Raw genomic sequence first — 22,561 nt, forward strand, 5'->3', positions numbered from 1 at the left:
CTGTCCGGGACACGGATCCCGACAGACTCTGGTCCCATCCTTGCAGAACACAGGGCCCCTGTGCACTCATTCATGCCCTCCGCGCCCTCCGGATGCTCCGTCTCGCGCGTTGCGGATGCCCGTCTGTGACCCTTACCACGTTCGGCCCGCTGTGGCTACCCCCACCTCCCCCGCTGATCGCCGAAAACTTCGCTGTTCGGCCCAGGCAGGCGGGTATACAGTGCAACTAGAATTTTCAATCCACCAAAGGAGTCGGAGGGAAGTATGACCGAAAGCACCGCTGAGCAGGCCGAGACCTTTGCCCCACCAGAGCAGTTCGCAGCCACCGCCAATGTCGGCGCCGATGAGTACGAACGGGCCGAGGCCGACTACCTGAGCTTCTGGGCCGAGCAGTCCCGCGATCTCGTCGACTGGCACGAGGACTTCGGTGAGGTCCTCGATTGGACGAACCCGCCGTTTGCGAAGTGGTTCGTCGGCGGCAGACTCAATGTCGCCTACAACTGCCTCGACCGCCATGTGCTCGCAGGCAATGGCGACCGCGTGGCCATCAATTTCGAGGGTGAGCCGGGAGACTCCCGCATCTTCACCTATGCCGAGCTGCTCGCCGAGGTGTCGAAGGCGGCCAATACGCTCACCGACCTCGGTGTCCGAGCCGGCGACCGCGTCGCCATCTACCTGCCGATGATCCCCGAGGCGATGATCTCGATGCTGGCCTGCGCCCGCCTCGGCGCGGCTCATTCCGTCGTCTTCGGCGGCTTCTCCGCCGATGCGCTGCGCTCACGCATCATCGACGCCGAAGCGCGCGTAGTCATCACCGCCGACGGCAGCTACCGCCGCGCCAAGCCCACCAGCCTCAAGCCCGCCGTCGACGAGGCCCTGTCGTCCGGCGACACCCCGGTCGAGCATGTCCTCGTCGTCGAGCGCACCGGGCAGGACATCGACATGACCGATGGGCGCGACCAGTGGTGGCACGACACGGTCGGGCAGGCCAGCCCGGAGCACGAATGCGAGTTCTTCGACTCGGAGAACCCGCTGTTCATCCTCTACACCTCCGGTACGACCGGCAGGCCCAAGGGCATCCTCCACACCTCCGGCGGCTACCTCACCCAGGTGCTGTACTCGATGAAGGCCGTCTTCGACATCAAGCCCGAATCCGACGTCTTCTGGTGCACCGCCGACGTCGGCTGGGTCACCGGGCATTCCTATGTCACCTACGGCCCGCTGGCCGCGGGCGTGTCCCAGATCGTCTACGAGGGCACTCCGGACACCCCGCATCAGGGCCGTTGGTGGGAGATCGTCGAGAAGTACAAGGCCACGATCCTCTACGCCGCGCCCACGGCGATCCGGACCTTCATGAAGTGGGGCGAGGAGATCCCGGCGAAGTACGACCTGTCCAGCCTGCGCCTGCTCGGCAGCGTCGGCGAACCGATCAACCCCGAGGCCTGGCGCTGGTACCACCGGGTGGTCGGCGGCGAGCGCTGCCCGATCGTCGACACCTGGTGGCAGACGGAGACCGGCGCCCACATGATCGCTCCCCTGCCCGGGGTGAAGTCGACCAAACCCGGTTCCTCCCAAGCGCCGATCCCCGGCATCTCGGTCGACGTCGTCGACGATACCGGTGAGAACCCGGCCGGCCCCGAAGGCGGACTCCTCGTCATCCGCCAGCCGTGGCCGGCGATGCTGCGCGGAATCTGGAAAGACCCCGAGCGCTTCAAGGACACCTACTGGTCGCGGTTCCCGAACACGTACTTCGCCGGAGACGGTGCCCGTCGCGACGCCGACGGCGACATCTGGTTCCTCGGACGCGTCGACGATGTCATGAATGTCTCCGGTCACCGTCTGTCGACCGCGGAGATCGAGTCCTCCCTCGTCGCCCATTCCAAGGTCGCCGAGGCGGCCGTGGTCGGTGCTGCCGATGAGACCTCGGGTCAGGCGGTGGTTGCTTATTGTGTGTTGAAAGATTCGCGTGACGACGACGGTGCGGACCTCGACGCGCTCGTGCAGGAGTTGCGTGCGTGGGTGGGTAAGGAGATCGGTCCCATCGCGAAGCCGAAGCACGTGTTCATCGTGAACGAGCTCCCGAAGACTCGCTCGGGCAAGATCATGCGTCGCTTGTTGAAGGACACGGCGGAAGGTCGCGAGGTGGGCAACACCTCCACGCTCGCTGACACGTCGGTCATGGACGCGATCGCTCGTCAGCTTCGCGACTGACATGAGCGCCGATGGGCAGCGGTGTTCCTCTTCGTGTCCACCGCCGCCCATCGGCCACGTCTCATTCTGTTAGCCTCGTTCGCTCACCATCGTTGGTGAACACCTATGCGTGAGACAGATTTTCCTGCCTCTGACAGTCTCAACTGTCGCTTCGCCAGTCGCTATCGTGTGAGGTATCGACTGCTATAGCCACACACTCAAGACCGTCTTAGCCTCAACTTAACCTTGATCCACCGATGTAAGTAGCCGTTCAAGCGCGCGCGTGGAATGGAAATGCCCCTCCTGAACTGGGAAAATGGTGATGTTCAAAGTCAACATTCCCGCCCAGAAAGGGGCACCTCTCAGGTGCTATTCAACCACACCCCCGCGACTGTGTCCCACTCCTTCGACGATGAGAACCTCACCGCAACCACTGGGCTGGTCCCGATCATGGGCCTCGCCCAGAAGGCCGGCTTGCTCGACCTCGCCGAAGACCGTCTGACCGTGTCGACCACCGGCGCTGACAAAGGCGCGAACCCGGCGGCGAAACTGGCCACACTCATCGGCGGGATGGCTGCCGGAGCCGACTCGATCGATGACATGAACCTCGTCCGCCACGGCGGCATGACACACCTGTTCGACCGCGTCTACGCTCCCTCGACTCTGGGTTCGTTCCTGCGCTCGTTCGCCTTCGGCCATGTCCGGCAACTCGACGCGATCTCCTCCCGTTTCCTGGCCAACCTCAACGAACACACACCGCTGCTGCCAACCAGCGAAGACACTGGACAAGCGATGGTGTTCGTCGATATCGACGACACCGTCATCGATGTTCACTCCGCGGCGAAGCAAGGAGCCGGGTTCGGCTACCAAGGCAGCCGCGGACTCAACGCACTGTTGGCCACAGCCTCGACTGCCGGTTCCGGCCAAATTATTGTTGGTCAGCGCCTGCGCAAAGGCTCAACCTCGTCAGCCCGGGGCGCTGACAAACTCGTCTCCGACGCCCTGGCCACCACGGCCCGAATCGGCTCCGGTGCCCCGGTGCTGGTGCGTGCTGATTCGGCATACTACTCATCAGGCGTCGTCAAAGCCGCCCACGACGGCGGGGCGGATGTGTCGATCACGGTGCGCATGGACAAAAGGATCAAGGCAGCGATCGGGTCGATCAGCGACGACGCATGGACAGGCATCGAATACCCCGAAGCGATCTACGACGAAGACTCCGAGGCCTGGATCAGCAAAGCTGAAGTCGCTGAGGTCCCGTTCACCGCGTTCACCTCGAAGAAGAAGTCCCTGCACACGACGGGGCGTTTGGTGGTCCGCCGCATCCCGGAACTCAACGAGACCAAACGCGCGAGTGGGCAGGATCCCTTGTTCGACTTGTACCGGTACCACGCGTTTTTCACCACCATCGACCGGGATCGTTTCGACACAGTCGCTGCTGATCAAGTCCACCGCAGACACGCGATCATCGAGCAGATCCATGCGGAGTTGAAGAACGGGGCCTTGGCGCATATGCCTTCCGGGGTATTCAACGCCAATGCCGCCTGGGTGACGATCGCAGCGATCACGCATAACCTGCTGCGGGCTGCTGCCGGGCTCATCGGTGGACGGATAAGCAAAGTGCGCGCCCAGACGCTGCGCACGCGCATCATCGGCATCCCCGCCCGGATTGCCCACCGGGCCAGGAAGCTGATCCTGCACCTGCCCACGAAGTGGCCGTGGGCGAGGGACTTCGCACGACTCTGGCAAGCAGTGCTGAGCCCACCAAGGACAGTATTGTCCTGACCGATCCGCTCCTACTCGAGCACAACGCCGCAGGGTCTGGAGGAGACCTTGGGAAACATTTGTGGAAGAGACCGGTGAGAGACCGTGTCAAGTCCCGGGTTTTCTGGAGGCTGAACGTTCGTTCAGTTATTAGGCCGCCGAAGTCTGCAGGCTCGTGTAGTGGGCTGCTTCGATCTCGGCGGGAGTCTGATAGTCAAGCATCGAATGCAACCGTTCGGTGTTGAACCAATGCACCCACTCAGCCGTCGCGGCCTCGAGATCGTTGCGACCGGACCAGGGGCCGTCGGTGAAGACGAGTTCGTATTTGTATAACGAGTTCAGCGCTTCGGCCATGGCATTGTCGTAACTATCGCCGATCGATCCCACCGACGCCACTGCCTCGGCCTCAGCCAGTGCCTGGGTGTAGCGCAGAGCCCGATACTGCACCCCTCTGTCCGAGTGGTGGGTCAGCCCTACAACGTCGTGACCTGCACGTTTACGGCCCCATATGCCCATATTCAAAGCATCGAGAGCCAGATCGGTATACATTCGCGTCGAGGTCTGCCAGCCGATGATCATTCGAGAGAATACGTCGAGGACGAACGCGACGTAAACGAAGCCGGCCTCAGTGGGAACGTAGGTCAGATCCGCGACCCAGAGACGGTTCGGCTCCGCAGCGGTGAAGTTACGTTTGACGAGGTCAGCCGGTCGTTTCGTCTCGGGACCGGGCTTCGTCGTCCGCGGGAACTTCCCTCTCACAACACCCCGGATGCCCAACTCATTGCACAATCTCTCGACCGTGCACCGGGCCACGGGGCCGTAGGTCCTTGTGAGTTCGGCGTGGATCTTGCGGATGCCGTAGACCTTGTTGCGGCGGTGAGTGTGGATAGCCATGATCCTTTCTTTGAGCACCGCATCTCGCTGGGCTCGAGCGCTGACCGGACGGGTCTTGAAGGCATAGTACGTTGATGGGGCGATGCTCAGGCCCAGGTCCTGGCGCAGGACCTGACAGATCGGTTCGATTCCCCACCTGTGCTTGTTCTCGTCGATGAAGGCGACGATTACTTCTGTAGGCGGTCGAACTCCGCCTTGCCGAAAAACGCGGTCGCTGATCGGAGGATGTCGTTGGACTTCCGCAGCTCCCGGTTCTCCTTCTCCAGCCGCCGGATCCGTGCCTGGACGTCCTCGGTCTCGACGGGCAGGTTGGCTGCTTCGGCTTTCTTGACCCAGTTGCGCAGGGCTTCCTTGTTCACATCGGTCTGCTCGGCAATGCGGGCGATGGCACCGTTTCGAGTCTCTGGGTCGGCGCGGGCCTCGAGAGCCAGTCGAGTGGCTCTCTCACGTACTTCTGGTGGATATTTCGAGGTAGGCATGATGAGTTGAGGGTAGTCCTTTCTTGGGTAACCGCACACCCTCCATCAAACCAAGGACGAATCACCGGGACGCTACCTCCTGCCCTCACGTCATGCTCGCGCTCGAATCCAGCCGCACCCCTTGCCTGCAAGCAGATCGGTGGATCAAGGCTTAAAGGGTGCGGCCTAAACTGATCTCAAGACGTTCTTCACATCACGTACGCCTCTCGGAGCGTTAGCGCCTTGCGGGCGGCACCACGGCAGCTGAAGAACGGGCCCTGGGGAGTCAGCGGTAGTCTGCTCGTAAGGAGTCACCTGTGGTTGTTGTGTCTCTCGTGCTCTACTGCGTTTTGCTCTGCGGACTACCTTTTGCGGCGAGCGTCTTCGTCCATCGAGGTATGCCAACGAATGGACTCAACGCCATCATGGCAACTGATCCGTATCCTCCTCGGCCCTACTCTCGCGGTCGGAACCCCGCTGGCAGATGGCGCCATCGTTGGCTGCATCGGCTGCGCTTGCTACCCGTGAGGCTGATCGAACTAAGTCCGTTCGGTGCTGCCCTCGCTGCCTCGCCGCTCATGTACAACGAATTCACGATCTTTCCGAAAGTGATGCTCGCGATGTGTGTTCTGGCAATTCCGTTCTACCTTCTCTTCTCATGGCAAAGAAGGGCAACACTGCGTTTCTTGGAGAACGACAAAGCAGCGGACAATCGGGACATCTACCATCGCGAATGGCTGTCTGGGCGCTTACGCATCAGACACGAAAGATCGAACTCTATCTTCATTCGGACCGTCATCTGTAGCCTCGCACTCTGGGGTGTCGGCGTTGCCTTCCCACTCCTGTGGAAGCATGCTTGGACGGATTTGCCTGAGCTGAGCTTGTGACTAACAGCGCGTCGAGAGCTGACCTTTCGAGCGAAAGTTACGTGTTACATAAAAAACGGCGGCGAACCTCCACAGGTTCGCCGCCGTTGTCGTCGTTGGTCATCGCTTGCGGTCTGCGTCCTTCTTCGCCTTCTCCCATGCTTCCGTCGTCACGTACGGCTCCTTGTCCGCGTAGCCGTAGATGCCGAGCACACGATGGATGGTTGAGCGCGAAACGCCCCAATCGTCGGCTAGCTTGCGATCAGTCACACCGTCCTTGTAATCCTCGCGAATCGCGCGCACTTGCCTGTCGTTGAGCTTCGGCCGAGGTCCAAGCTTCAACCCTTTCTCCACCTTTGCGGCCCGCCCTTCACTCATGCGTGAGGTGATGAGTTCGCGCTCGAACTGCGCGAGGGCGGCGAAGATGGTGATGACGAGTTCGTCGTGCGCGTTGCCTGCCTCGTACTTGAGTCCGCCGTCGAGCGCACGAAAACTAGCGCCCATGCGTGTGAGGGTTTCAAGTCCTTCGAGCACGGCCTTCGTGCTGCGTCCGAGCCTGTCGAGCTTTGGTACGAGGACAGTCACGTTGTAGCCGTCTTCGATCTTGCGTTCCACTGTCTTGAAGAGTTGTCTGTACTTCGGTGAACGGTGGTTCTTCGCTCCACTCACGGCCGGATCGCTGATGATCTCGTCGCATCCGGCCTTCAGCAGTTGTTCCTCCTGAACTTTTGTGTTTTGAGCCGACGTGCTCACTCGTGCGTAGCCGATTGTGTAGTCCATGTGTTTGCCCGTCTCCTGTTTTTGAGTGTTGGTTGGGTGACTGTCCAATGCCATATCGGTTTATGAACCGCTACGGGCTGCAAAAAACAGTGGGCCACCTTGATCTGACACTCGAACTACGGCCGACCGTATCGCCCTAGTCGCTCATCGTTGGGAGTTGTGACCTGCCGTATTTCAGTTCCACACGCAAGAGATGCGAACCGCGCAAAACAACAGCGGACATCATCACCGAAACTCTTGCTCGTCGCGTTTGCGAGCAGCTCAATGTACGCTCAGGGAGGCCCTACCCGACGTAAGTTACGTGTTACGTACGATTCGGCTTCATCGATGGGCCTGGGCCAGTAAAGGGCCCGCAGATTGCACCCTGCACGAGCTCTATTTGTGGCTTTCGCTGTGCATCCGGGCAGTGCAAGGTGCACGGCACGTGTTTGACGAGTTCCTCGCGAGCTGTAGACGCAGGTTCGTTGGGCGGGTACCATGCAGTCGTGGTCTCTCCGTTGGCAACGTTGCCGTCAGACGCATATGTTCCGATCCTCAAGGGTAAAGCAGCTGAGCTTGGCGCAGTTTCCAGCGCGCCGAAAGATCGATTGGTTCCGTTGCTTGAGTTCATCGATGCAGAAAAAGCGCCAGCCTTGCTCAGCAAAGCATGGGACACTGAAGACGATGCAGTGTGGGTGCAACTTCTCAACTTCGAGGGTGTGAGCGACTCTGATTTCGGCACGCAAATCACTGCCGTCTTCGACCAAGTGCGTGGCAAAGTATGCGCAGTTCCCGTAGTCACAACGACCGAAGAACCTGCCACTCTTGCGGCTATCGCAGGAGTTATCGCTGAAGATCAGAGAGGTGCCGTACTCCGGATTGACGTCGAAGATCTTATTGACGGCGACGTAGATACTGGTGCCGACATTGCATCGACTTTGGATCAGTTAGATATTTCGCCGTCTCAAGTAGCCCTCGTAGTGGATGGTGGAACCCTCACTGGACCACCCACCATCCAGGCAACAGTCGCGACACAAGCTCTAAGTGCGGGACTGCCGCGCGGATAGGTGACATCTGATCTGGCTTACCCGTAGGGCGGCCTGGAAGGATGTGCACCATGCCCGCTCCCTACCCCCAGGAGTTCCGCGAAGATGTCGTGCGAGTGGCCCGGTCCCGTGAGGACGGCGTCACCATCGCGCAGATCGCGAAGGACTTCGGCGTCCACGAGATGACACTCCACAAATGGATCCGCCAAGCCGACATCGACGACGGCAACCGGCCCGGGAAGACCCGTGAGGACTCCACGGAACTGCGCGATCTCCGCCGCCGCAACCGGCTGCTGGAGCAGGAGAACGAGGTTCTGCGCCGCGCTGCTGCTTACCTGTCCCAGGCGAACCTGCCGGGAAAAGGTGGTACCCGCTCGTGAGAGAGCTCGCCGACGACGGCATTCCCGTCGCGGTGTCCCTGCGGGTCCTGAAGCTCTCCCGCCAGCCCTACTACCGCTGGCGGCATCAGCAGGTCACCCAGGCTGAGCTCGTCGAGGCCTACCGAGCCAATGCCCTGCGGGGCGCCCACCTCGACGACCCCGAGTACGGCTACCGGCTCCTGGTCGACGAAGCCGCCGAAACCGGCGAGAAGATGTCTGAGCGCACGGCGTGGAGGATCTGCCGGGACAACCAGTGGTGGTCCGTGTTCGGTAAGAAGCGCGGCAAGAACGGAAAGCGCCCCGGCCCGCCCGTCCACGACGACCTCGTGAAACGGGACTTCACCGCCGATGACGTCAACGAACTGTGGCTGACGGACATCACCGAGCACTGGACCGACGAGGGCAAGCTCTACCTCTGCGCGATCAAGGACGTGTTCTCCGGCCGCATCGTCGGCTACTCCATCAGCGACCGGATGAAGGCTCGCCTCGCAGTGAATGCGCTGGACAACGCGATATCCAGGCGTCGCGACGCCGCTGGTTGCATCGTGCATTCGGACCGCGGCTCTCAGTTCAGGTCCCGGAAGTTCGTCCACGCGTTGAACCGTCATCACCTCATCGGGTCGATGGGCAAGGTCGGTGCCGCCGGCGATAATGCCGCGATGGAGTCGTTTTTTGCCCTGCTGCAGAAGAACGTCCTGGACCGCAAGCGGTGGCGGACCCGAGAGGAGCTGCGCATCGCGATCATCACCTGGATCGAGAGGACCTATCACCGCCGTCACCGGCAGGCCCGTCTGGGCCGATTGACCCCCATCGAATACGAGACCATCATGAACCCGGCCGTGAGCCTCGCGGCCTGACACCCCAACTGTCACCTATCGGTGCGGCAGTCCCAAGGCAGCGCAATGAGATGCGAGCTCCTCCATGAGTCAACCAGGCCTTAACTGCACAGTTCTGTCGCGTTGAGGACCACTTTGCGCGACATTTAAGGCACCGTAGGCTTACCCGTCGCACAGGGTCCAAGGCGGCGGTTCTGTGACAGATCTGCGCACTGAGGTACACCCCGAGGGGACCACCCGCATCGTTCAGGTAACCGAGTGCCGACAGCCGACGGCGACTCACGACAGCGCGCGATTTGCGGTTGCGCGGACTCTCGCATTCCTGCGTGAGCGACCACAGCGTCGCCTCGGTCGACGGTGAGTCCATTCCAGAGCCCGCATTACCTTGGCAGCCATTTTCCGCAACCGCCAATGCGGATCCGCGCAAGCGCGGAACACCGTCCGCTGCCAGGTTTGATTAGGCATTCAGCATGGCAACGGGGATGCCAGGTCGATCGCTGCCACCTAAACCGCACCGCGGGCCTCTTGCGTCAGAGCAAACCGGCCTGATGCGCGATCACCGCGGCCTGGACTCTCCGCTCTACGCCGAGTTTCCTGAGCACTTCACTGACGTAGCCTTTGACGGTCGCTTCGGAGAGAAACAGCTCGCGTGCGATCCCTGCATTGTGCTCCCCGCGCGCGATGCTGCATAGAACATCCCGCTCTCGCGCGGTTAGCCGGGAGATCGCAGCGTGGGCATCCGTCCGCCGGGACATCGGTCCGGCGGCTTTATCCAGGAGCCATCGCGCGACGATCGGGGAGAGCGCCGCTCCTCCGCTGTGCACGGCATGGACAGCTGCGACGATGTCCTCGGGTGCGCTCGCCTTCGTCACATACCCGTCGACCGATAATTCCACTGCTCGCCGAAGGTACTCGGCGTCGGCGAAGGTAGTCAGGACGACCAAGCGTGAGGGGGTTCTGGCAGCGCGTAGATCTGCGATCGCGTCCAGACCCGAACGTCGCGGCATGCGCACATCCATCAGCACGACGTCGCATCGTGCTCCGTGAACCGCCGGGACAACTCCGACGCCGTCGCCGCGCTCGAGGACGACCTCGATATCTGGGTCGCTCTCAAGGACCGCACGAAGTCCTGCCCTGATGAGCGGCTCATCGTCGATGATCGCGACACGGATCGGGGCAGAGCGGTCAGAGCCCGTCGCTCGGTGCGTCATGGCGCTGGGATCGTTGTGGTCGAGGTGACATGTCCGTCCTCGAAGCACACCTCGTACACGTCTGTGCGGTCGAAGGGGCTGAGCGTCGACTCGTAGTGCCTACAGTCGCCGCCTCCCACCTGTGCCGGCGGAGCTTCCATCTCGAGCCGGGGCAGCTGAGCCTCTGCGACGGTCTGCGGCTGGCCAACCGCGATGTTGGCAAACTTTGCGGGTGGCAGTGAGGACAAAGCTGCTTGGCCGAGCACTGCTGCAATGGGCAACGCGAGAAGGACCGCTGCGACTGCAGCGGGAACGAGGATGAGCTTCCGCCGCATCTGTCGCTGCTTCCTGGAGAGTGTCGTCCGCGCTTCATCGATCCTCACCGCGGGGCGCAGCGGGACCCGAGCACGCAGCCTCCAGCCGTCGCCCTGGGGTCCGGCCGTCAGCTCGCCTCCGAGAGCCTCGACCTGTGTCGACAGACCCGCCAGACCGCGTCCTGTCCCCTGTGGTGCCGCAGGCAGCATGACCTTGTCCTCAGGCGCCCCGTTCTCGACTTCAAGCTCGACACCGTCAGCCTCCGTGCGCAGGCGGAGGTGAATCGGTGCGCTGGGGGCATGCCGCAGGGCGTTGGTGCATCCTTCCAGCGCGACCGCGAGCACAGCGCGCTCTACTGCGGCTGGCAGGTCCAGAGCATTTTCGAGCTTGGGACTGTGGCGGACATCGACCTGCACGGGCCCCCACTTCTTCGGACCTGCTCGACGATTCCCTCGATGCCGCTGTCGAAGCGGCCATCGGCGTGATGATCGCTGAGGCCCAAAACGGATCTGTTCAGCGCTTCAACGCAATCGGCGATAGACGATCGAAGATGTTCCAGGTCTGCAGCAAGGGCGTCACCCGCGCGGGTTCGCAGCGCGGCAGTCTCTACAGCGGCCAGGGTGAGGCGGTGGCCCAGGTCGTCGTGGATTGTGCGCGCGAGCTCGGCCGCATGCTCAGACCGGATGCGCTGCGCCGTCTCAGCGGCCAACGCCGACTGCTGCGCCGCGAGCTCCCAACCCAGCTCAGCCTCGCGTCTGTGCAACAGGATCAGACGCCCGGCGAGCACCGCCGCGACGAGGACGGGAAGAATGATCATGAGCCAGGCGATTACATCAGACATACCTCCATTCTTATCGCGTGCCTTCGTGAGCGCACCCCGCCGAACGGAGGGTTCTCCCATCCTCAGGAACAACCAGATGGACCTGGTAGCCGACGCCGGCCAGCTGATAGCGTCAAGGCATGAGAAAACTCGGGCCCATCCTCGTTTTGTTGCAGCGCATGCTTCGCGGTTCTCGATCGTGTGCTACCAAGCTCGTGCTGACCGTTGTGGCCGCCTCGTTCGCTGTAGCGAGCATGCCTGGGACACCGGCCCTGGCAGACCCGGCAAGCAATGAGGTCCAGCAGTGGCTGGAAGAGGTCAGTGCCAGCGGTGTCCCGGCGATCGCCGTCGTCGTCACCCGAGGCGACTCCGTCGAACTGGCGACCGGAGCGGGTACCGTCGACGGGAATCCGGTAAACGAGCACACGCAGTTCCGGATCGAGTCCCTGTCGAAGTCGTTCACCTCCGCCGCGGTCTTGCAACTGGTCGAGCGGGGATCGATCGACCTGGACGCCCCAGTCGTGCAGTACCTGTCCGCGTTCCGCATGGACGATGGTCGCGCCGACAGCATCACGGTGCGCCAGCTGCTCAATCAGTCCAGCGGGATCAGCGACATGTCTCTGGGCTTCGACCAGTACGAGGCGGGGCCGCAGTCGCCCAGTGACGCGGGAGCGCTCCTGGCGGAAAGTCGCTTGGCGTTCGACCCCGGCACGGACTGGGCGTACTCCAACGCGAATTACTGGATGCTCGCGTGGCTCGTCGAAGAAGTGTCAGGGATGGACTTCGAGGCGTACATCCAGCAGGAGATTCTCGAGCCACTGGGGATGTATGAGACGTCGATCGCGCCCACTGCTGATCAAGTACCAGGCGTCTCCGGCCATGCACCCGTCTTTGGCGAAGTAATCCAGGTCAAAGGGCCGGACGCACTGGTCACAGGGGCAGGCGGCATGGCGTCAACAGCGCACGATATGGGCATTTGGCTTCGGTTCCAGCATGGGGTGCTGCCCGACAGCGACGCAGTTCTCTCCCAACGGTCCAAGGATGAGTTGCACCGTCGACAAGCACCGGACAATGGCTTGTACGCCTTGGGCTGGTACAGCGGTCCACCTGCCGACGGCGGTGTCCAGCGAGTGTCGCACTCCGGTGTTGGCGCGGGAACAAGCGCCTATCAGGGGCTCTTCCCGGATGGGGTGGGAATCGCAGTCCTGCAATCGCGATCGACCCCGGAGGCCTATGAGGTCGCCTCGCACCTGTATCAGGGCTGGTCGACAGGGGAGCTCGGTCACCCTCCCGTTGCGCCGGGACCGGTGCGCGACATCGTCGTCACCGGGGTCGTGCTCGCCGTGCTGGGTCTGTGCGGCCTGGGGATCGCCCGAAGTCGACGATGGGCGTCGCGTGCGGGACGAGTGCGCATGGCTGCCGCCTTGGCGACCGGCACCCTCGTCACGGTGGCCATCACCATGATCCCGTGGCTCGGCTCGCTTCTGATGGGGCGGAGCGCAACCTGGCCAGTTCTCTACGCAGTTGCGCCCGTCCCGGTGCTCGCGCTATGGGTGACAGCGGGCGGTATCGGGTTGCTTACCGCCACTCGAGCGATGCGCATATATATGAAGCGCCGAAGTTCTTAGTGGCTCTGCAGTGCGGATGCGCGCGGTTTGCCAAGGCCTCGTAGTTCTGTTGCTAACTCATTCAAGGCGACTCTCCATAGTTTGGTCAGCCGGGTATCGAGGCTTCGGGACGACTCGGCTATTGCCGTTCCCGCGACGGGGTCACATTTGCAATCGGCCGCCCCATGCCTGCGCAACCCCAAGTTCCTTTGAGTCCGTAGACAACCCTGGGTTCCGGGAATGATTCTCGTCGATCAGCCGCGCTGCACGTTGTGCGGTAGGAGCGCGCTGGAGTGTGTTTTAAGTCGACCTTCGTGATTAGGTCGGCTAAAGCTCCTCGAGCAGCGCGCCGAAAAGAAAACTGAAAAAGGCTTCTATGACTCTCGAGGAACGGTTTCAATACGGGCCCAAGCAATCCTCGGAAGAGAAACCGAACCCCTAGAGGGCCCTGAAGTTGTTATCGCTCACACGACTTACCAGCGAGTCCTCGCCGAGAAGCGGAGTGAACAGGCACGTTGGAAGGCTACGTCTAGCACAACGACATTCGGCCTGTTGAGCGGAGCGATAGGCTTGGTGGTGCTGGTTGCCGGCTTCTTCCTGAAGCTGTCGGACGAGGTACTCACAGAAATATCTTACTGGATTCCAGTCGTGGCCCTCGGCCTCACGTTAGTACTAGCGGTTACAGGAATGTTTACAGCGCGCCATTATTTCCGGAAAGCTTCGGGCGAAGAGGCTCTGAAAGACCTCGCAGACAAATGTGCCGCGGAGGCAGTGGCTCAACAGTCTGCAAAGGGCTAACAGGAAGGCCGCTGACTTACTGGTCATGCGGGGGCGCGACAGCGGCGGCGAGGCTGTAGGCCGGCGACCCGTCGAGGGTGGCGGCGGCCCGGACGTAGCGCTGAGTAGTCGAGAGCGAGGCGTGGCCGAGCATGTCGCGCACGGCTTCGATGTTCGCGCCGCGCGCGAGGCTGATGGACGCGGCGGAGTGGCGCAGCAGGTGAGGGTGGAGGCGCAGGCCGCGCCGGCGGCCAAGCCGGGTGAGGGCGTCGCGGACTTCGCGCTGTGTCCAAGCCTTTCCTGTACGTGTCACGAAGAACAGCCCATCGGGGCTGTCGGGGCGGATGGCGTCGAGGCGTTCCAGCGCAAGCGGGGGGGGACGACGACGGTGCGCATGCGCCCGCCTTTGCCGGTGATGGTGGTGGTGACGCGGCCGCCGGCACCGGCGCGCAGCCGCGCCGGCGTGAGGTCGAGGGCTTCGCTGATGCGCGCTCCGGTGGTCAGCAGGGTCGCGATGAGCGCCGCCATGCGGGGTGAGTGTGCATCGGCGGCCGTCATGAGCGCGGCGGCGCCCTGGGCGTCCAGGCCGAGCAGGCGGGCATCGTCGCGGCCACGGGTACGGGGCGCGGCGCCGACCGACAGCTCCGGGACGGCCACGAGCACTCCTTCGTCGCGCAGCCAGACGTGGAAGCTGCGGATGCCGGCCAGGCGACGCACCTGGGTTGAGGTGGCCAGGTGTGAGATCGAGGCGAGGTACGCGGTGAGGTCGCGTCCGGACGCGGTTCGGGGGTCAATGCCGCTGTCGGTGCACCAGCGCAGCCACGAGCGGACGTCGGCGCGGTAGCCGCGCACGGTGGTCGGCGCGAGGCCGCCGAGCCAGCGTGCGGCGAGCTGCTCGAAGCCGGCTCCTCCCCCGCTTTCGGGAGTCAGAGAGGTCGTCGGTTCCATGATCCCAAAACTAGCCGGAAAGACCAGGGACTGCCGCGCGGATAGGTGACATCTGATCTGGCTTACCCGTAGGGCGGCCTGGAAGGATGTGCACCATGCCCGCTCCCTACCCCCAGGAGTTCCGCGAAGATGTCGTGCGAGTGGCCCGGTCCCGTGAGGACGGCGTCACCATCGCGCAGATCGCGAAGGACTTCGGCGTCCACGAGATGACACTCCACAAATGGATCCGCCAAGCCGACATCGACGACGGCAACCGGCCCGGGAAGACCCGTGAGGACTCCACGGAACTGCGCGATCTCCGCCGCCGCAACCGGCTGCTGGAGCAGGAGAACGAGGTTCTGCGCCGCGCTGCTGCTTACCTGTCCCAGGCGAACCTGCCGGGAAAAGGTGGTACCCGCTCGTGAGAGAGCTCGCCGACGACGGCATTCCCGTCGCGGTGTCCCTGCGGGTCCTGAAGCTCTCCCGCCAGCCCTACTACCGCTGGCGGCATCAGCAGGTCACCCAGGCTGAGCTCGTCGAGGCCTACCGAGCCAATGCCCTGCGGGGCGCCCACCTCGACGACCCCGAGTACGGCTACCGGCTCCTGGTCGACGAAGCCGCCGAAACCGGCGAGAAGATGTCTGAGCGCACGGCGTGGAGGATCTGCCGGGACAACCAGTGGTGGTCCGTGTTCGGTAAGAAGCGCGGCAAGAACGGAAAGCGCCCCGGCCCGCCCGTCCACGACGACCTCGTGAAACGGGACTTCACCGCCGATGACGTCAACGAACTGTGGCTGACGGACATCACCGAGCACTGGACCGACGAGGGCAAGCTCTACCTCTGCGCGATCAAGGACGTGTTCTCCGGCCGCATCGTCGGCTACTCCATCAGCGACCGGATGAAGGCTCGCCTCGCAGTGAATGCGCTGGACAACGCGATATCCAGGCGTCGCGACGCCGCTGGTTGCATCGTGCATTCGGACCGCGGCTCTCAGTTCAGGTCCCGGAAGTTCGTCCACGCGTTGAACCGTCATCACCTCATCGGGTCGATGGGCAAGGTCGGTGCCGCCGGCGATAATGCCGCGATGGAGTCGTTTTTTGCCCTGCTGCAGAAGAACGTCCTGGACCGCAAGCGGTGGCGGACCCGAGAGGAGCTGCGCATCGCGATCATCACCTGGATCGAGAGGACCTATCACCGCCGTCACCGGCAGGCCCGTCTGGGCCGATTGACCCCCATCGAATACGAGACCATCATGAACCCGGCCGTGAGCCTCGCGGCCTGACACCCCAACTGTCACCTATCGGTGCGGCAGTCCCGAGGTCTTCACGCCCTCGCGCTCCCACTTGCGCCTGATGGCTGTGAGCGACGCGCCCGCGATGATGTCGTCCACTGCCTCTCGTATGAGTTGCGCTTCCTCCGGGTGGTGGGTCACTGCATCCTCTTGAAAGCCGAACGGTCGCTTCCATTGTCTTGCGACTTCACCTTTGCGGGCATTAGCTAGCTTTGTTCGTCGCACTCGTTCGGAGATGCGATCCGCTTCTGCGGCGTCGATGCTCGCAACGAGCCTCGCGGTCATGAGTCCATCTGCGGTGCTCAAGTCCGGCTCGCCCGACACGCAGGTCTTGAACTTGATCTGGTGGTTGTTGGCGAGTTCAACGAGGTCTTCGAACTCTCGCGGTCGTCGTGTGATCCGTGAGAACGAGTAGGCGATGATGTACTCGAACTTGCCTGCCTTCGCGTCAGCGATCATTCGCGGGTAGTCGACGCGCTTCTTGCGCTTGTCTGTCTTGCCTGACGCACCGATGTCGTTGTCGCTGTATAGCTCGTAGACCTCTAGACCGTGGCGCTCCGCGAGCTTCCGGCAGTCGTCCTCTTGCCGCTGCACGACCTTCGCCTCGCCCTCGCGGTCGTCGCTGATCCGCGTGTAGATGGCGCAGCGATTGCCTTCCGTTCGTTCGTCATCGCTGGTCACGTGGCCCCCGTCGTCGGTTTTCACGCATTATTGCACAATTAGCGACGTCTGGTTACGTCCGTACAGGCCGTCATCGCCTTCGTCATCGTGTTCAACGGCATCGAGGACTCCGCCGAGACGGCAGAGGAGCTGCGACAGCACGTGGGCAAGGACATCGGTCCGATCGCGAAGCCGAAGAAGGTCCACATCGTCACCGACCTGCCGAAGACCCGCTCGGGCAAGATCATGCGGCGTCTGCTCAAGGACGTCGCGGAGAATCGCGAGATCGGCAATACGATGACCCTGGCCGATGCCTCGGTGATGGAGACCATCGAGAAGTCGGTGGCGGAGGTCTGAGCCGACCGGCCCCAGTGATCGCGACGGTGACGCAGCCCGCCGGGGACGGATCGATGCGGCGAATCGGTCCGGATCCGGCGGGTTCGCCCGCCGATTCGCCTTGGCCGCAGGGCTCCTTCAGACTACTCTTAAGTTAGATTGTCCCCGTTCTCGATTTAGGAGCACTCATGGCCGAGAGGTCGATCAGCGAACTGATCAAAGGCATCAGCGACGATTCCAAAGCGATCGCCGAGGAAGAGATTGCGCTGGCCAAGGCCGAGGCCACTGCCGGTGCCAAGAACCTGGGCATCGGGGCGGGTCTGGCAGTCGCCGCCCTCTTCCTGCTCTTCCTGTCGTCGTTCATGGTGATCTTCGCCGGTGCCGCCGCCTTCCATGAGGGCCTCGGCTGGCCGTGGTGGGGCAGCTTCCTCATCGTCTTCGGCATCCTCGCCGTCATCGCGATCGCCCTCGTCCTCGTCGCGCTCCCGCTGTTCAAGAAGGGCAATCCGGTCCCGGGAACAGCGATCGGTTCGGCCAAGTCCCTGATCGCCTCCGTCAAGCGGGCACTGAAGAACCCCTCGGGACCGCGATACTGAGACCCGATCACAGACAGCGGCGCCGACCACACGGTCGGCGCCGCTGTCGTCGTCTCGGCCGCTCCCGGCGCCGGTGACCTCCTCTCAGGCTCGGTCCGGAGACCGAGCCGAGGTGCGCTTCAGCGGCGCTTTGCGACTCGTTCCTTCGCCTCGCGCAACGTCTGACGTTCTCGTTTGCGCGCCTCGGCCAGGACCTTCTGCGCCTGCTTGACCGCCTTCTGAGCCTCTCTGAACTTCTTGTCCGCCACGACATCGGGGTCATCATCGCTGATCACGGACGAGTCCTCTGCGTCGTCCGAGCTGCTCCCACTGCCCCGCCCGCCCTGCGAAGCCGGATCCTCGGCCGGCGGATCGGTCAGCGCACCGCTGCGCTCGCGAGCGACCCGATCGATATAGGCCTCCAGGCCGTCGAGGCCCCGTTCGAATCCGAAGTCGAAGGGATCGGACTCCGAGGTGAAGACGCCGGCGTCGATCGCCCGCCGCAGAGACGGATATCCGTCGACGGTGATGACGGCGTCGAAGAGCCGAGCCTCCCGCGCGGCCACCTCCTCGGCGCTCAGACCGCTGGTCCGGCTCTCCTCCTCGTAGCCGGCCATGACCAGCCCCTTCCACCGGGCGGCACCGGTGACGAGCAGAGAGGCGGCGATGCGCTCGTCCTGCGTCAGGCAGGTCTCCGCCAGCGCTGCGAGCCCCGCTTCCAGCCAAGCAGAGCTGTTCGGCGTGATGGGACTGCCGGTGATCGGCAGGGACAGCAGCCAGGGCTGACTGACGTAGACCTGGGAGGCCGCCTCGTAGAGCTCTCGCAGTCGGGTCCGCCAACCGGGCGATTCCTCCCCCGCCTCGGGCGGCAGTCCGGTCGCCTCCTCCTGCATCAGCAGCAGCAGATCGTCCTTGGAACTGACGTAGCGATAGAGCGACATCGGCGTATAGCCGAGCCGTTTCGCCACTGCCGACATCGACACCGCCTGGATGCCCTCCCTATCGGCGAGCTCGATCGCGGCGTCGACGATCTTCTCCACACTCATCTCACGCTTGGGTCCCCGCTGCGGAGTCGCGGCCACACCCCACGCCAGAGCGATACCGCTGGGAAGCTGCTCGATCGGATCATCTGTGCTCATTTCGCCATCCTATATTGTGTACGTCATATATTGCGTGTTACTGTCATATACAGTTTTCGACATACACAGATGCCTCCAGAGAGACTCCTCGAGAAGGGACGCAGCCATGGCCGATCGCGACATCACCGGAACAGCATCGGGCGGAACCGACCGCACCCAGATCTCACGACACGCACGCGCACCGTCTGCGGACGAAGCCCAGCATGCCGCAATCGCCTTCACCGGCGTGAGCAAGGCGTTCGGCGCGAAGACCGTCCTCGACGGACTCGATCTCCAGGTCGACAGGGGCGAGGTGTTCGCCCTGCTCGGAGCCAACGGAGCCGGAAAGACGACCTGCATCAACGTCCTCACCACCCTGCTCCGCGCCGACGCCGGAACCGTCCGGGTCATGGATGTCGATGTGCACGCCGACCCCGCCGAGGCGAAGCGACTCTTCACCGTCACCGGCCAATCAGCCGCCGTCGACGCCCACCTCACGGCAGCGGAGAACCTCGTCCTGCTCGGCAGGCTCTCCGGTCTGGGACGGCGGGAGGCGAAGGAGAGGAGCGAGACGCTCGCCGACAGGCTCAGTCTCGCGAGCTTCATGAGGACCCGCGTCGGCGCCCTCTCCGGTGGTATGCGACGCCGGCTCGACCTCGCCCTCAGTCTCGTCGTCCCGGTCGAGGTGCTCATCCTCGACGAGCCCACGACAGGGCTCGACACCCGCTCACGGCAGCAGCTGTGGAACGAGGTCGACGAGCTCGCCCGGGGCGGAGCCACGGTGTTCCTCACGACCCAGTATCTCGATGAGGCCGATGCTCTGGCCGACCGGATCGGTCTGCTCGATCATGGGCGCCTGGCGGGGCTGGGAACTCCGAAGGAGCTCAAGGCCCGGGTCGGAGAGGACACTGTGGCCATCCGCGCCGCCGATGGCAGTCACTTGGCCGATTCTCCCTCGGACGGCACGGTCCGCGGTCTCGCCTCGGCGTTGGAGCCATGGGTCGAAGAGTCGCCCGAGGCCTCCGTGTCACTGCACAGTCCCAGCCTCGACGATGTCTTCCTCACCTTCACCTCGGCGACTTCGCCTCACTGAGCCCTCGCCGGCCGCCGTGTCGATTCGACCGCCGCGTGCCAACCGTCATTTCAACGCCTGTCAGAGAGGTCACCATCATGTCAGACAGTCCCCCGACCGCCACGACCCATCCCGCCTCGCCACCTGTCGCAGATCCCGTCTCCCCGCCGTCGGTTCGGAACATCCGCACTCGGCCGCACGGCCTCAGTGCCGAAGCGATCTTCATCGGCAGGAACCTCAGGCACGCCCTGCGTGACGTCGAGTCCCTGCTCATGGCGGTCGCGCTGCCGGTCCTGCTCATGCTCATGTTCACCTTCGTCTTCGGAGGCGCGCTCGACCCCGACGGAGGCTACGTCGACTATGTGGTTCCGGGGATCGTCCTGACCTGCGCCGGATTCGGTGCGGCCTCGACATCGCTGTCGGTGGCCACCGACATGACCTCGGGATTCGTCGACCGTCTGCGGACGATGCCCGTGCGTGCCTCTGCCGTCATCACCGGACATGTGACGGCGAGTCTGGTGAAGAACCTGTTCGCAACCGCCATCGTCATCCTCGTTGCCGTCACCATCGGCTTCCGTCCCTCGGCCGGATTCGGAGATTGGCTGATGGCCATCGGACTCGTCGCGCTCTACATACTGGCGATCACCTACCTCTTCGCAGCTATCGGACTGGCTGCGAGATCACCCGAATCGGCGAGCGGCTACGGCTTCATCCTGCTGTTCCTCCCCTACGTCTCCAGCGGATTCGTACCCGTCGAGACCATGCCGAGATGGCTGGAGGCCTTCGCCGACAATCAGCCTCTCACTCCGGTCATCGACGTCCTGCGAGCACTGCTCATCGGCACAGAGATGGGCAGTTCCGGGCCCCTCGCCGTTGCCTGGTGTCTTCTCATCCTCGCCCTGGCCATGGCGTGGGCCGGCGCGCTGTTCCGCACGAAGGCCGGTCGGCGGTGAGGCGGGATCACGGCCCGAGCGGTCAGTCGTCGATCTCGATCGGGACCCCGGCGTCCCAGTCGCCTGCCCAGCCGAGGTGGTCGAGTGCGTAGTCGAGGACTCCTGCTGTGAACCCCCAGACCTTGAGCACGCCGACGTCGAAGGCCGGAGTCGTGATCTTCAGGTCCGGGCGGGAGAACGTGCCGCGGTTGGCCGGTGCGACGAGGTCGGCGATCGAGACCCGGTAGACGGAATAGGACTCCCGTTCGTCCATCACCTGCACAGCACCCGGCTGCGCCCAGTATCCGATGACGGGGGTGACCTCGAAACCGCTGACGGGGATGTAGAGAGGGTCCATGGTGCCGAGCACCTCGACGGTGCTCGGAGCGATTCCGGCCTCCTCCTCGGCCTCGCGCAGTGCCGCAGCGGTGATCGACGGGTCCTCCGGATCGCGTCCGCCGCCGGGGAAGGCGACCTGACCGGGGTGGTGGCGCAGGGTGGCCGCTCGTTGCAGGAGGACGATGTCGACATCGGCGACGCCGAGCTCGGTCAGTCGCCTGTTCTCGGCCCGCCCTGCCTCGGTGCGGGCCTGTCCCCCGCGACCGAAGAGCATGAGCACGGCGGCGTCCCTGGCCTCGGCCTCGACGGCCTTCTGCATCCTCCGCATCCACGGCGGGGCCCCGTGCGAATGCGCCAGGGTCTCCAGCTGGGAGCGCAGGGCGCCGTCGGCGATCGTCGCGGACTCGCGGGGGATCTGCGGGATCTCGCCGTCCCAACGCCCGTCGGACGAGTGTGCGGACCGGCGGTCGGCCTCGGCGCTCATGATCGTGCCTGCGACGTCGCCTCGGGGGACATTTCGAACCGGAGGAGGGACCGGGCCTTCTCCGGATCGAGTTCGCCGATGCCGAAGGAGGGGCACAGTGCGGTGAGCGGGCAGGCGCCGCAGGCGGGTCTGCGGGAATGGCAGATGCGGCGTCCGTGGAAGATCACTCGGTGCGAGAGGACGGTGAGTTCCTTCTTCGGGAACAGGGCGGCGATGTCGTTCTCGGCCTTGACCGGGTCGGTCTCCTCGGTCCAGCCGAAGCGTCGGGCCAGGCGCCCCATGTGCGTGTCGACGGTCAGGCCCGGGGTGTCGAAGGCGTTGCCCAGAACGACGTTCGCGGTCTTGCGGCCGACGCCGGCGAGCTTGACGAGAGCGTCCATATCGTCGGGAACCACACCGTCGTGCGTCTCGACGAGGTCATCGGCGAGCTTGACGATATTGCGGGCCTTGGACCGGTAGAAGCCGGTGGAGCGGATGAGTTCCTCGACCTCGATGAGATTGGCCACGGCCAGGCTGTGGGCGTCGGGGAAAGCGGCGAAGAGGCCGGGCGTGACCGCGTTGACGCGGATATCGGTCGTCTGTGCCGATAGAACGGTGGCGATGAGCAGTTGGAACGGGGTGTCGAAGTCGAGTTCGCACTTCGCGTTCGGGTACACCTCGGCGAGAATCCGATTGATCTTCCGTGCCCGCCGGGTCCGGCCCAGCGGGGTCTCCTTCGCGAACTTCCGCGCACTCTTCTCAGCCACCGTCAACACAGCTCACCATCCTAATCCGTGCCCCCTGTTTCCGCAGTGAGGCCCCTCACACCCGCCAGCTGGCCGATCATGGCGGCTGTACGGTGTCGATGGCACGGTGACGAGCAGGCCCGGTTTTCATATTGGTGGGCCACACTCCCGCGTCTTTGCTGGTATCGATGCAGTTGACC

The 22,561-nt window shown here is 63.6% G+C and carries 22 protein-coding genes, 2 pseudogenes and 1 other annotated feature; of the genes and pseudogenes, 12 read left to right on the forward strand and 12 right to left on the reverse strand.

Annotation, left to right across the window (positions count from 1 at the left end; translation table 11 throughout):
* Positions 1 to 264: 264 nt before the first annotated feature.
* Both acs and IG171_RS12165 read left to right on the forward strand, forming a co-directional pair.
* Positions 265 to 2,211 (forward strand): acetate--CoA ligase, encoded by a 1,947-nt coding sequence (gene acs / locus IG171_RS12160; RefSeq protein ID WP_212127699.1) that lies wholly within the window; start codon positions 265 to 267, stop codon positions 2,209 to 2,211.
* A 372-nt stretch (positions 2,212 to 2,583) separates the two neighbouring features.
* Positions 2,584 to 3,975 carry an IS1380 family transposase gene (locus IG171_RS12165; protein WP_212131668.1) on the forward strand — a complete coding sequence of 464 codons (1,392 nt, stop codon included), beginning with the start codon at positions 2,584 to 2,586 and terminating at the stop codon, positions 3,973 to 3,975.
* 129 nt (positions 3,976 to 4,104) lie between these two features.
* Here the strand turns inward: IG171_RS12165 and IG171_RS12170 are convergent, their stop codons facing one another.
* Positions 4,105 to 5,067, reverse strand: a complete 963-nt coding sequence (locus tag IG171_RS12170; protein ID WP_349252154.1) for an IS3 family transposase — start codon at positions 5,065 to 5,067, stop codon at positions 4,105 to 4,107.
* Positions 4,926 to 5,058, reverse strand: a sequence feature (AL1L pseudoknot). It overlaps the preceding gene by 133 nt.
* On the reverse strand, positions 5,016 to 5,327 hold the full coding sequence (locus IG171_RS12175) for a transposase (RefSeq protein WP_212127336.1): 312 nt from the start codon (positions 5,325 to 5,327) through the stop codon (positions 5,016 to 5,018). The genes IG171_RS12170 and IG171_RS12175 overlap by 52 nt, the downstream gene beginning before the upstream one ends.
* 503 nt (positions 5,328 to 5,830) lie before the next feature.
* Here IG171_RS12175 and IG171_RS12180 point away from each other — a divergent pair.
* A complete protein-coding gene (locus IG171_RS12180; RefSeq protein WP_212127700.1) occupies positions 5,831 to 6,193 on the forward strand; it encodes a hypothetical protein in 363 nt (120 codons plus the stop codon).
* 99 nt (positions 6,194 to 6,292) lie between these two features.
* Here the strand turns inward: IG171_RS12180 and IG171_RS12185 are convergent, their stop codons facing one another.
* Positions 6,293 to 6,952 (reverse strand): recombinase family protein, encoded by a 660-nt coding sequence (locus IG171_RS12185; RefSeq protein WP_212127701.1) that lies wholly within the window; start codon positions 6,950 to 6,952, stop codon positions 6,293 to 6,295.
* A gap of 485 nt (positions 6,953 to 7,437) precedes the next feature.
* On the opposite strand from IG171_RS12185, the gene IG171_RS12190 reads away from it, so the two are divergent.
* Together IG171_RS12190 and IG171_RS12195 are read left to right on the forward strand one after the other, a co-directional pair.
* Positions 7,438 to 7,998: a hypothetical protein gene (locus tag IG171_RS12190; protein WP_212127702.1), complete on the forward strand. Its 561-nt coding sequence runs from the start codon at positions 7,438 to 7,440 to the stop codon at positions 7,996 to 7,998.
* 50 nt (positions 7,999 to 8,048) lie between these two features.
* A protein-coding gene (locus IG171_RS12195) for an IS3 family transposase (protein WP_249203671.1) occupies positions 8,049 to 9,214 on the forward strand; the annotation gives its coding sequence in 2 pieces (ribosomal slippage) (positions 8,049 to 8,333 and positions 8,336 to 9,214; 1,164 coding nt in all).
* Between the two features lie 509 nt (positions 9,215 to 9,723).
* Here the strand turns inward: IG171_RS12195 and IG171_RS12200 are convergent.
* The gene (locus tag IG171_RS12200) at positions 9,724 to 10,353 is read right to left on the reverse strand and encodes a response regulator transcription factor (RefSeq protein ID WP_249204338.1); all 630 of its coding nucleotides are present in this window, start codon (positions 10,351 to 10,353) and stop codon (positions 9,724 to 9,726) included.
* Here IG171_RS12200 and IG171_RS19070 point away from each other — a divergent pair.
* The gene (locus IG171_RS19070) at positions 10,237 to 10,500 is read left to right on the forward strand and encodes a hypothetical protein (protein ID WP_249204375.1); all 264 of its coding nucleotides are present in this window, start codon (positions 10,237 to 10,239) and stop codon (positions 10,498 to 10,500) included. The two genes, IG171_RS12200 and IG171_RS19070, sit on opposite strands and share 117 nt — an antisense overlap.
* Here the strand turns inward: IG171_RS19070 and IG171_RS12205 are convergent.
* Together IG171_RS12205 and IG171_RS12210 are read right to left on the reverse strand one after the other, a co-directional pair.
* Positions 10,401 to 11,114 carry an ATP-binding protein gene (locus IG171_RS12205; RefSeq protein ID WP_212127704.1) on the reverse strand — a complete coding sequence of 238 codons (714 nt, stop codon included), beginning with the start codon at positions 11,112 to 11,114 and terminating at the stop codon, positions 10,401 to 10,403. The genes IG171_RS19070 and IG171_RS12205 overlap by 100 nt on opposite strands.
* Positions 11,051 to 11,539 (reverse strand): histidine kinase, encoded by a 489-nt coding sequence (locus IG171_RS12210; RefSeq protein ID WP_212127705.1) that lies wholly within the window; start codon positions 11,537 to 11,539, stop codon positions 11,051 to 11,053. Before IG171_RS12210 ends, IG171_RS12205 begins: the two co-directional genes overlap by 64 nt.
* Before the next feature lie 119 nt (positions 11,540 to 11,658).
* On the opposite strand from IG171_RS12210, the gene IG171_RS12215 reads away from it, so the two are divergent.
* Complete coding sequence (locus tag IG171_RS12215) at positions 11,659 to 13,146, forward strand: serine hydrolase domain-containing protein (RefSeq protein ID WP_212127706.1); 1,488 nt, start codon at positions 11,659 to 11,661, stop codon at positions 13,144 to 13,146.
* 868 nt (positions 13,147 to 14,014) lie between these two features.
* On the opposite strand, the pseudogene IG171_RS19075 reads toward IG171_RS12215, so the two are convergent.
* Positions 14,015 to 14,215 (reverse strand): annotated as a pseudogene (locus IG171_RS19075) (tyrosine-type recombinase/integrase); the annotation flags it as partial.
* Complete coding sequence (locus tag IG171_RS19080) at positions 14,212 to 14,850, reverse strand: site-specific integrase (RefSeq protein ID WP_249203672.1); 639 nt, start codon at positions 14,848 to 14,850, stop codon at positions 14,212 to 14,214. The gene IG171_RS19080 and the pseudogene IG171_RS19075, both read right to left, overlap by 4 nt.
* 95 nt (positions 14,851 to 14,945) lie before the next feature.
* Between IG171_RS19080 and IG171_RS12225 the strand changes: the two genes are divergently transcribed.
* Positions 14,946 to 16,111, forward strand: a protein-coding gene (locus tag IG171_RS12225) for an IS3 family transposase (protein WP_249203671.1) whose coding sequence is annotated in 2 segments (ribosomal slippage) — positions 14,946 to 15,230 and positions 15,233 to 16,111 — 1,164 coding nt in all. Because the reading frame shifts where the segments join, the coding sequence is not laid out codon by codon here.
* Between the two features lie 15 nt (positions 16,112 to 16,126).
* On the opposite strand, the gene IG171_RS12230 is transcribed toward IG171_RS12225, so the two are convergent.
* On the reverse strand, positions 16,127 to 16,825 hold the full coding sequence (locus tag IG171_RS12230) for a recombinase family protein (protein ID WP_212127707.1): 699 nt from the start codon (positions 16,823 to 16,825) through the stop codon (positions 16,127 to 16,129).
* A 30-nt stretch (positions 16,826 to 16,855) separates the two neighbouring features.
* On the opposite strand from IG171_RS12230, the pseudogene IG171_RS12235 reads away from it, so the two are divergent.
* Positions 16,856 to 17,137 (forward strand): annotated as a pseudogene (locus IG171_RS12235) (acetyl-coenzyme A synthetase); the annotation flags it as partial.
* Between the two features lie 167 nt (positions 17,138 to 17,304).
* Positions 17,305 to 17,712, forward strand: a complete 408-nt coding sequence (locus IG171_RS12240) for a phage holin family protein (protein WP_212127708.1) — start codon at positions 17,305 to 17,307, stop codon at positions 17,710 to 17,712.
* Positions 17,713 to 17,831: 119 nt separating this feature from the next.
* Here IG171_RS12240 and IG171_RS12245 read toward each other — a convergent pair whose 3' ends face one another.
* Positions 17,832 to 18,830, reverse strand: a complete 999-nt coding sequence (locus tag IG171_RS12245; RefSeq protein WP_212127709.1) for a TetR/AcrR family transcriptional regulator — start codon at positions 18,828 to 18,830, stop codon at positions 17,832 to 17,834.
* Positions 18,831 to 18,936: 106 nt separating this feature from the next.
* Between IG171_RS12245 and IG171_RS12250 the strand changes: the two genes are divergently transcribed.
* On the forward strand, positions 18,937 to 19,902 hold the full coding sequence (locus IG171_RS12250; protein WP_212127710.1) for an ATP-binding cassette domain-containing protein: 966 nt from the start codon (positions 18,937 to 18,939) through the stop codon (positions 19,900 to 19,902).
* A 77-nt stretch (positions 19,903 to 19,979) separates the two neighbouring features.
* Complete coding sequence (locus IG171_RS12255; RefSeq protein ID WP_212127711.1) at positions 19,980 to 20,834, forward strand: ABC transporter permease; 855 nt, start codon at positions 19,980 to 19,982, stop codon at positions 20,832 to 20,834.
* A gap of 22 nt (positions 20,835 to 20,856) precedes the next feature.
* On the opposite strand, the gene IG171_RS12260 is transcribed toward IG171_RS12255, so the two are convergent.
* Together IG171_RS12260 and nth are read right to left on the reverse strand one after the other, a co-directional pair.
* Positions 20,857 to 21,636 (reverse strand): CoA pyrophosphatase, encoded by a 780-nt coding sequence (locus tag IG171_RS12260; RefSeq protein WP_212127712.1) that lies wholly within the window; start codon positions 21,634 to 21,636, stop codon positions 20,857 to 20,859.
* Positions 21,633 to 22,388, reverse strand: a complete 756-nt coding sequence (nth, locus tag IG171_RS12265; protein WP_249204339.1) for an endonuclease III — start codon at positions 22,386 to 22,388, stop codon at positions 21,633 to 21,635. Before nth ends, IG171_RS12260 begins: the two co-directional genes overlap by 4 nt.
* Positions 22,389 to 22,561: the final 173 nt, after the last annotated feature.

It is taken from the genome of Brevibacterium sp. SMBL_HHYL_HB1, assembly GCF_018208375.1.
Classification (GTDB): domain Bacteria; phylum Actinomycetota; class Actinomycetes; order Actinomycetales; family Brevibacteriaceae; genus Brevibacterium; species Brevibacterium intestinavium.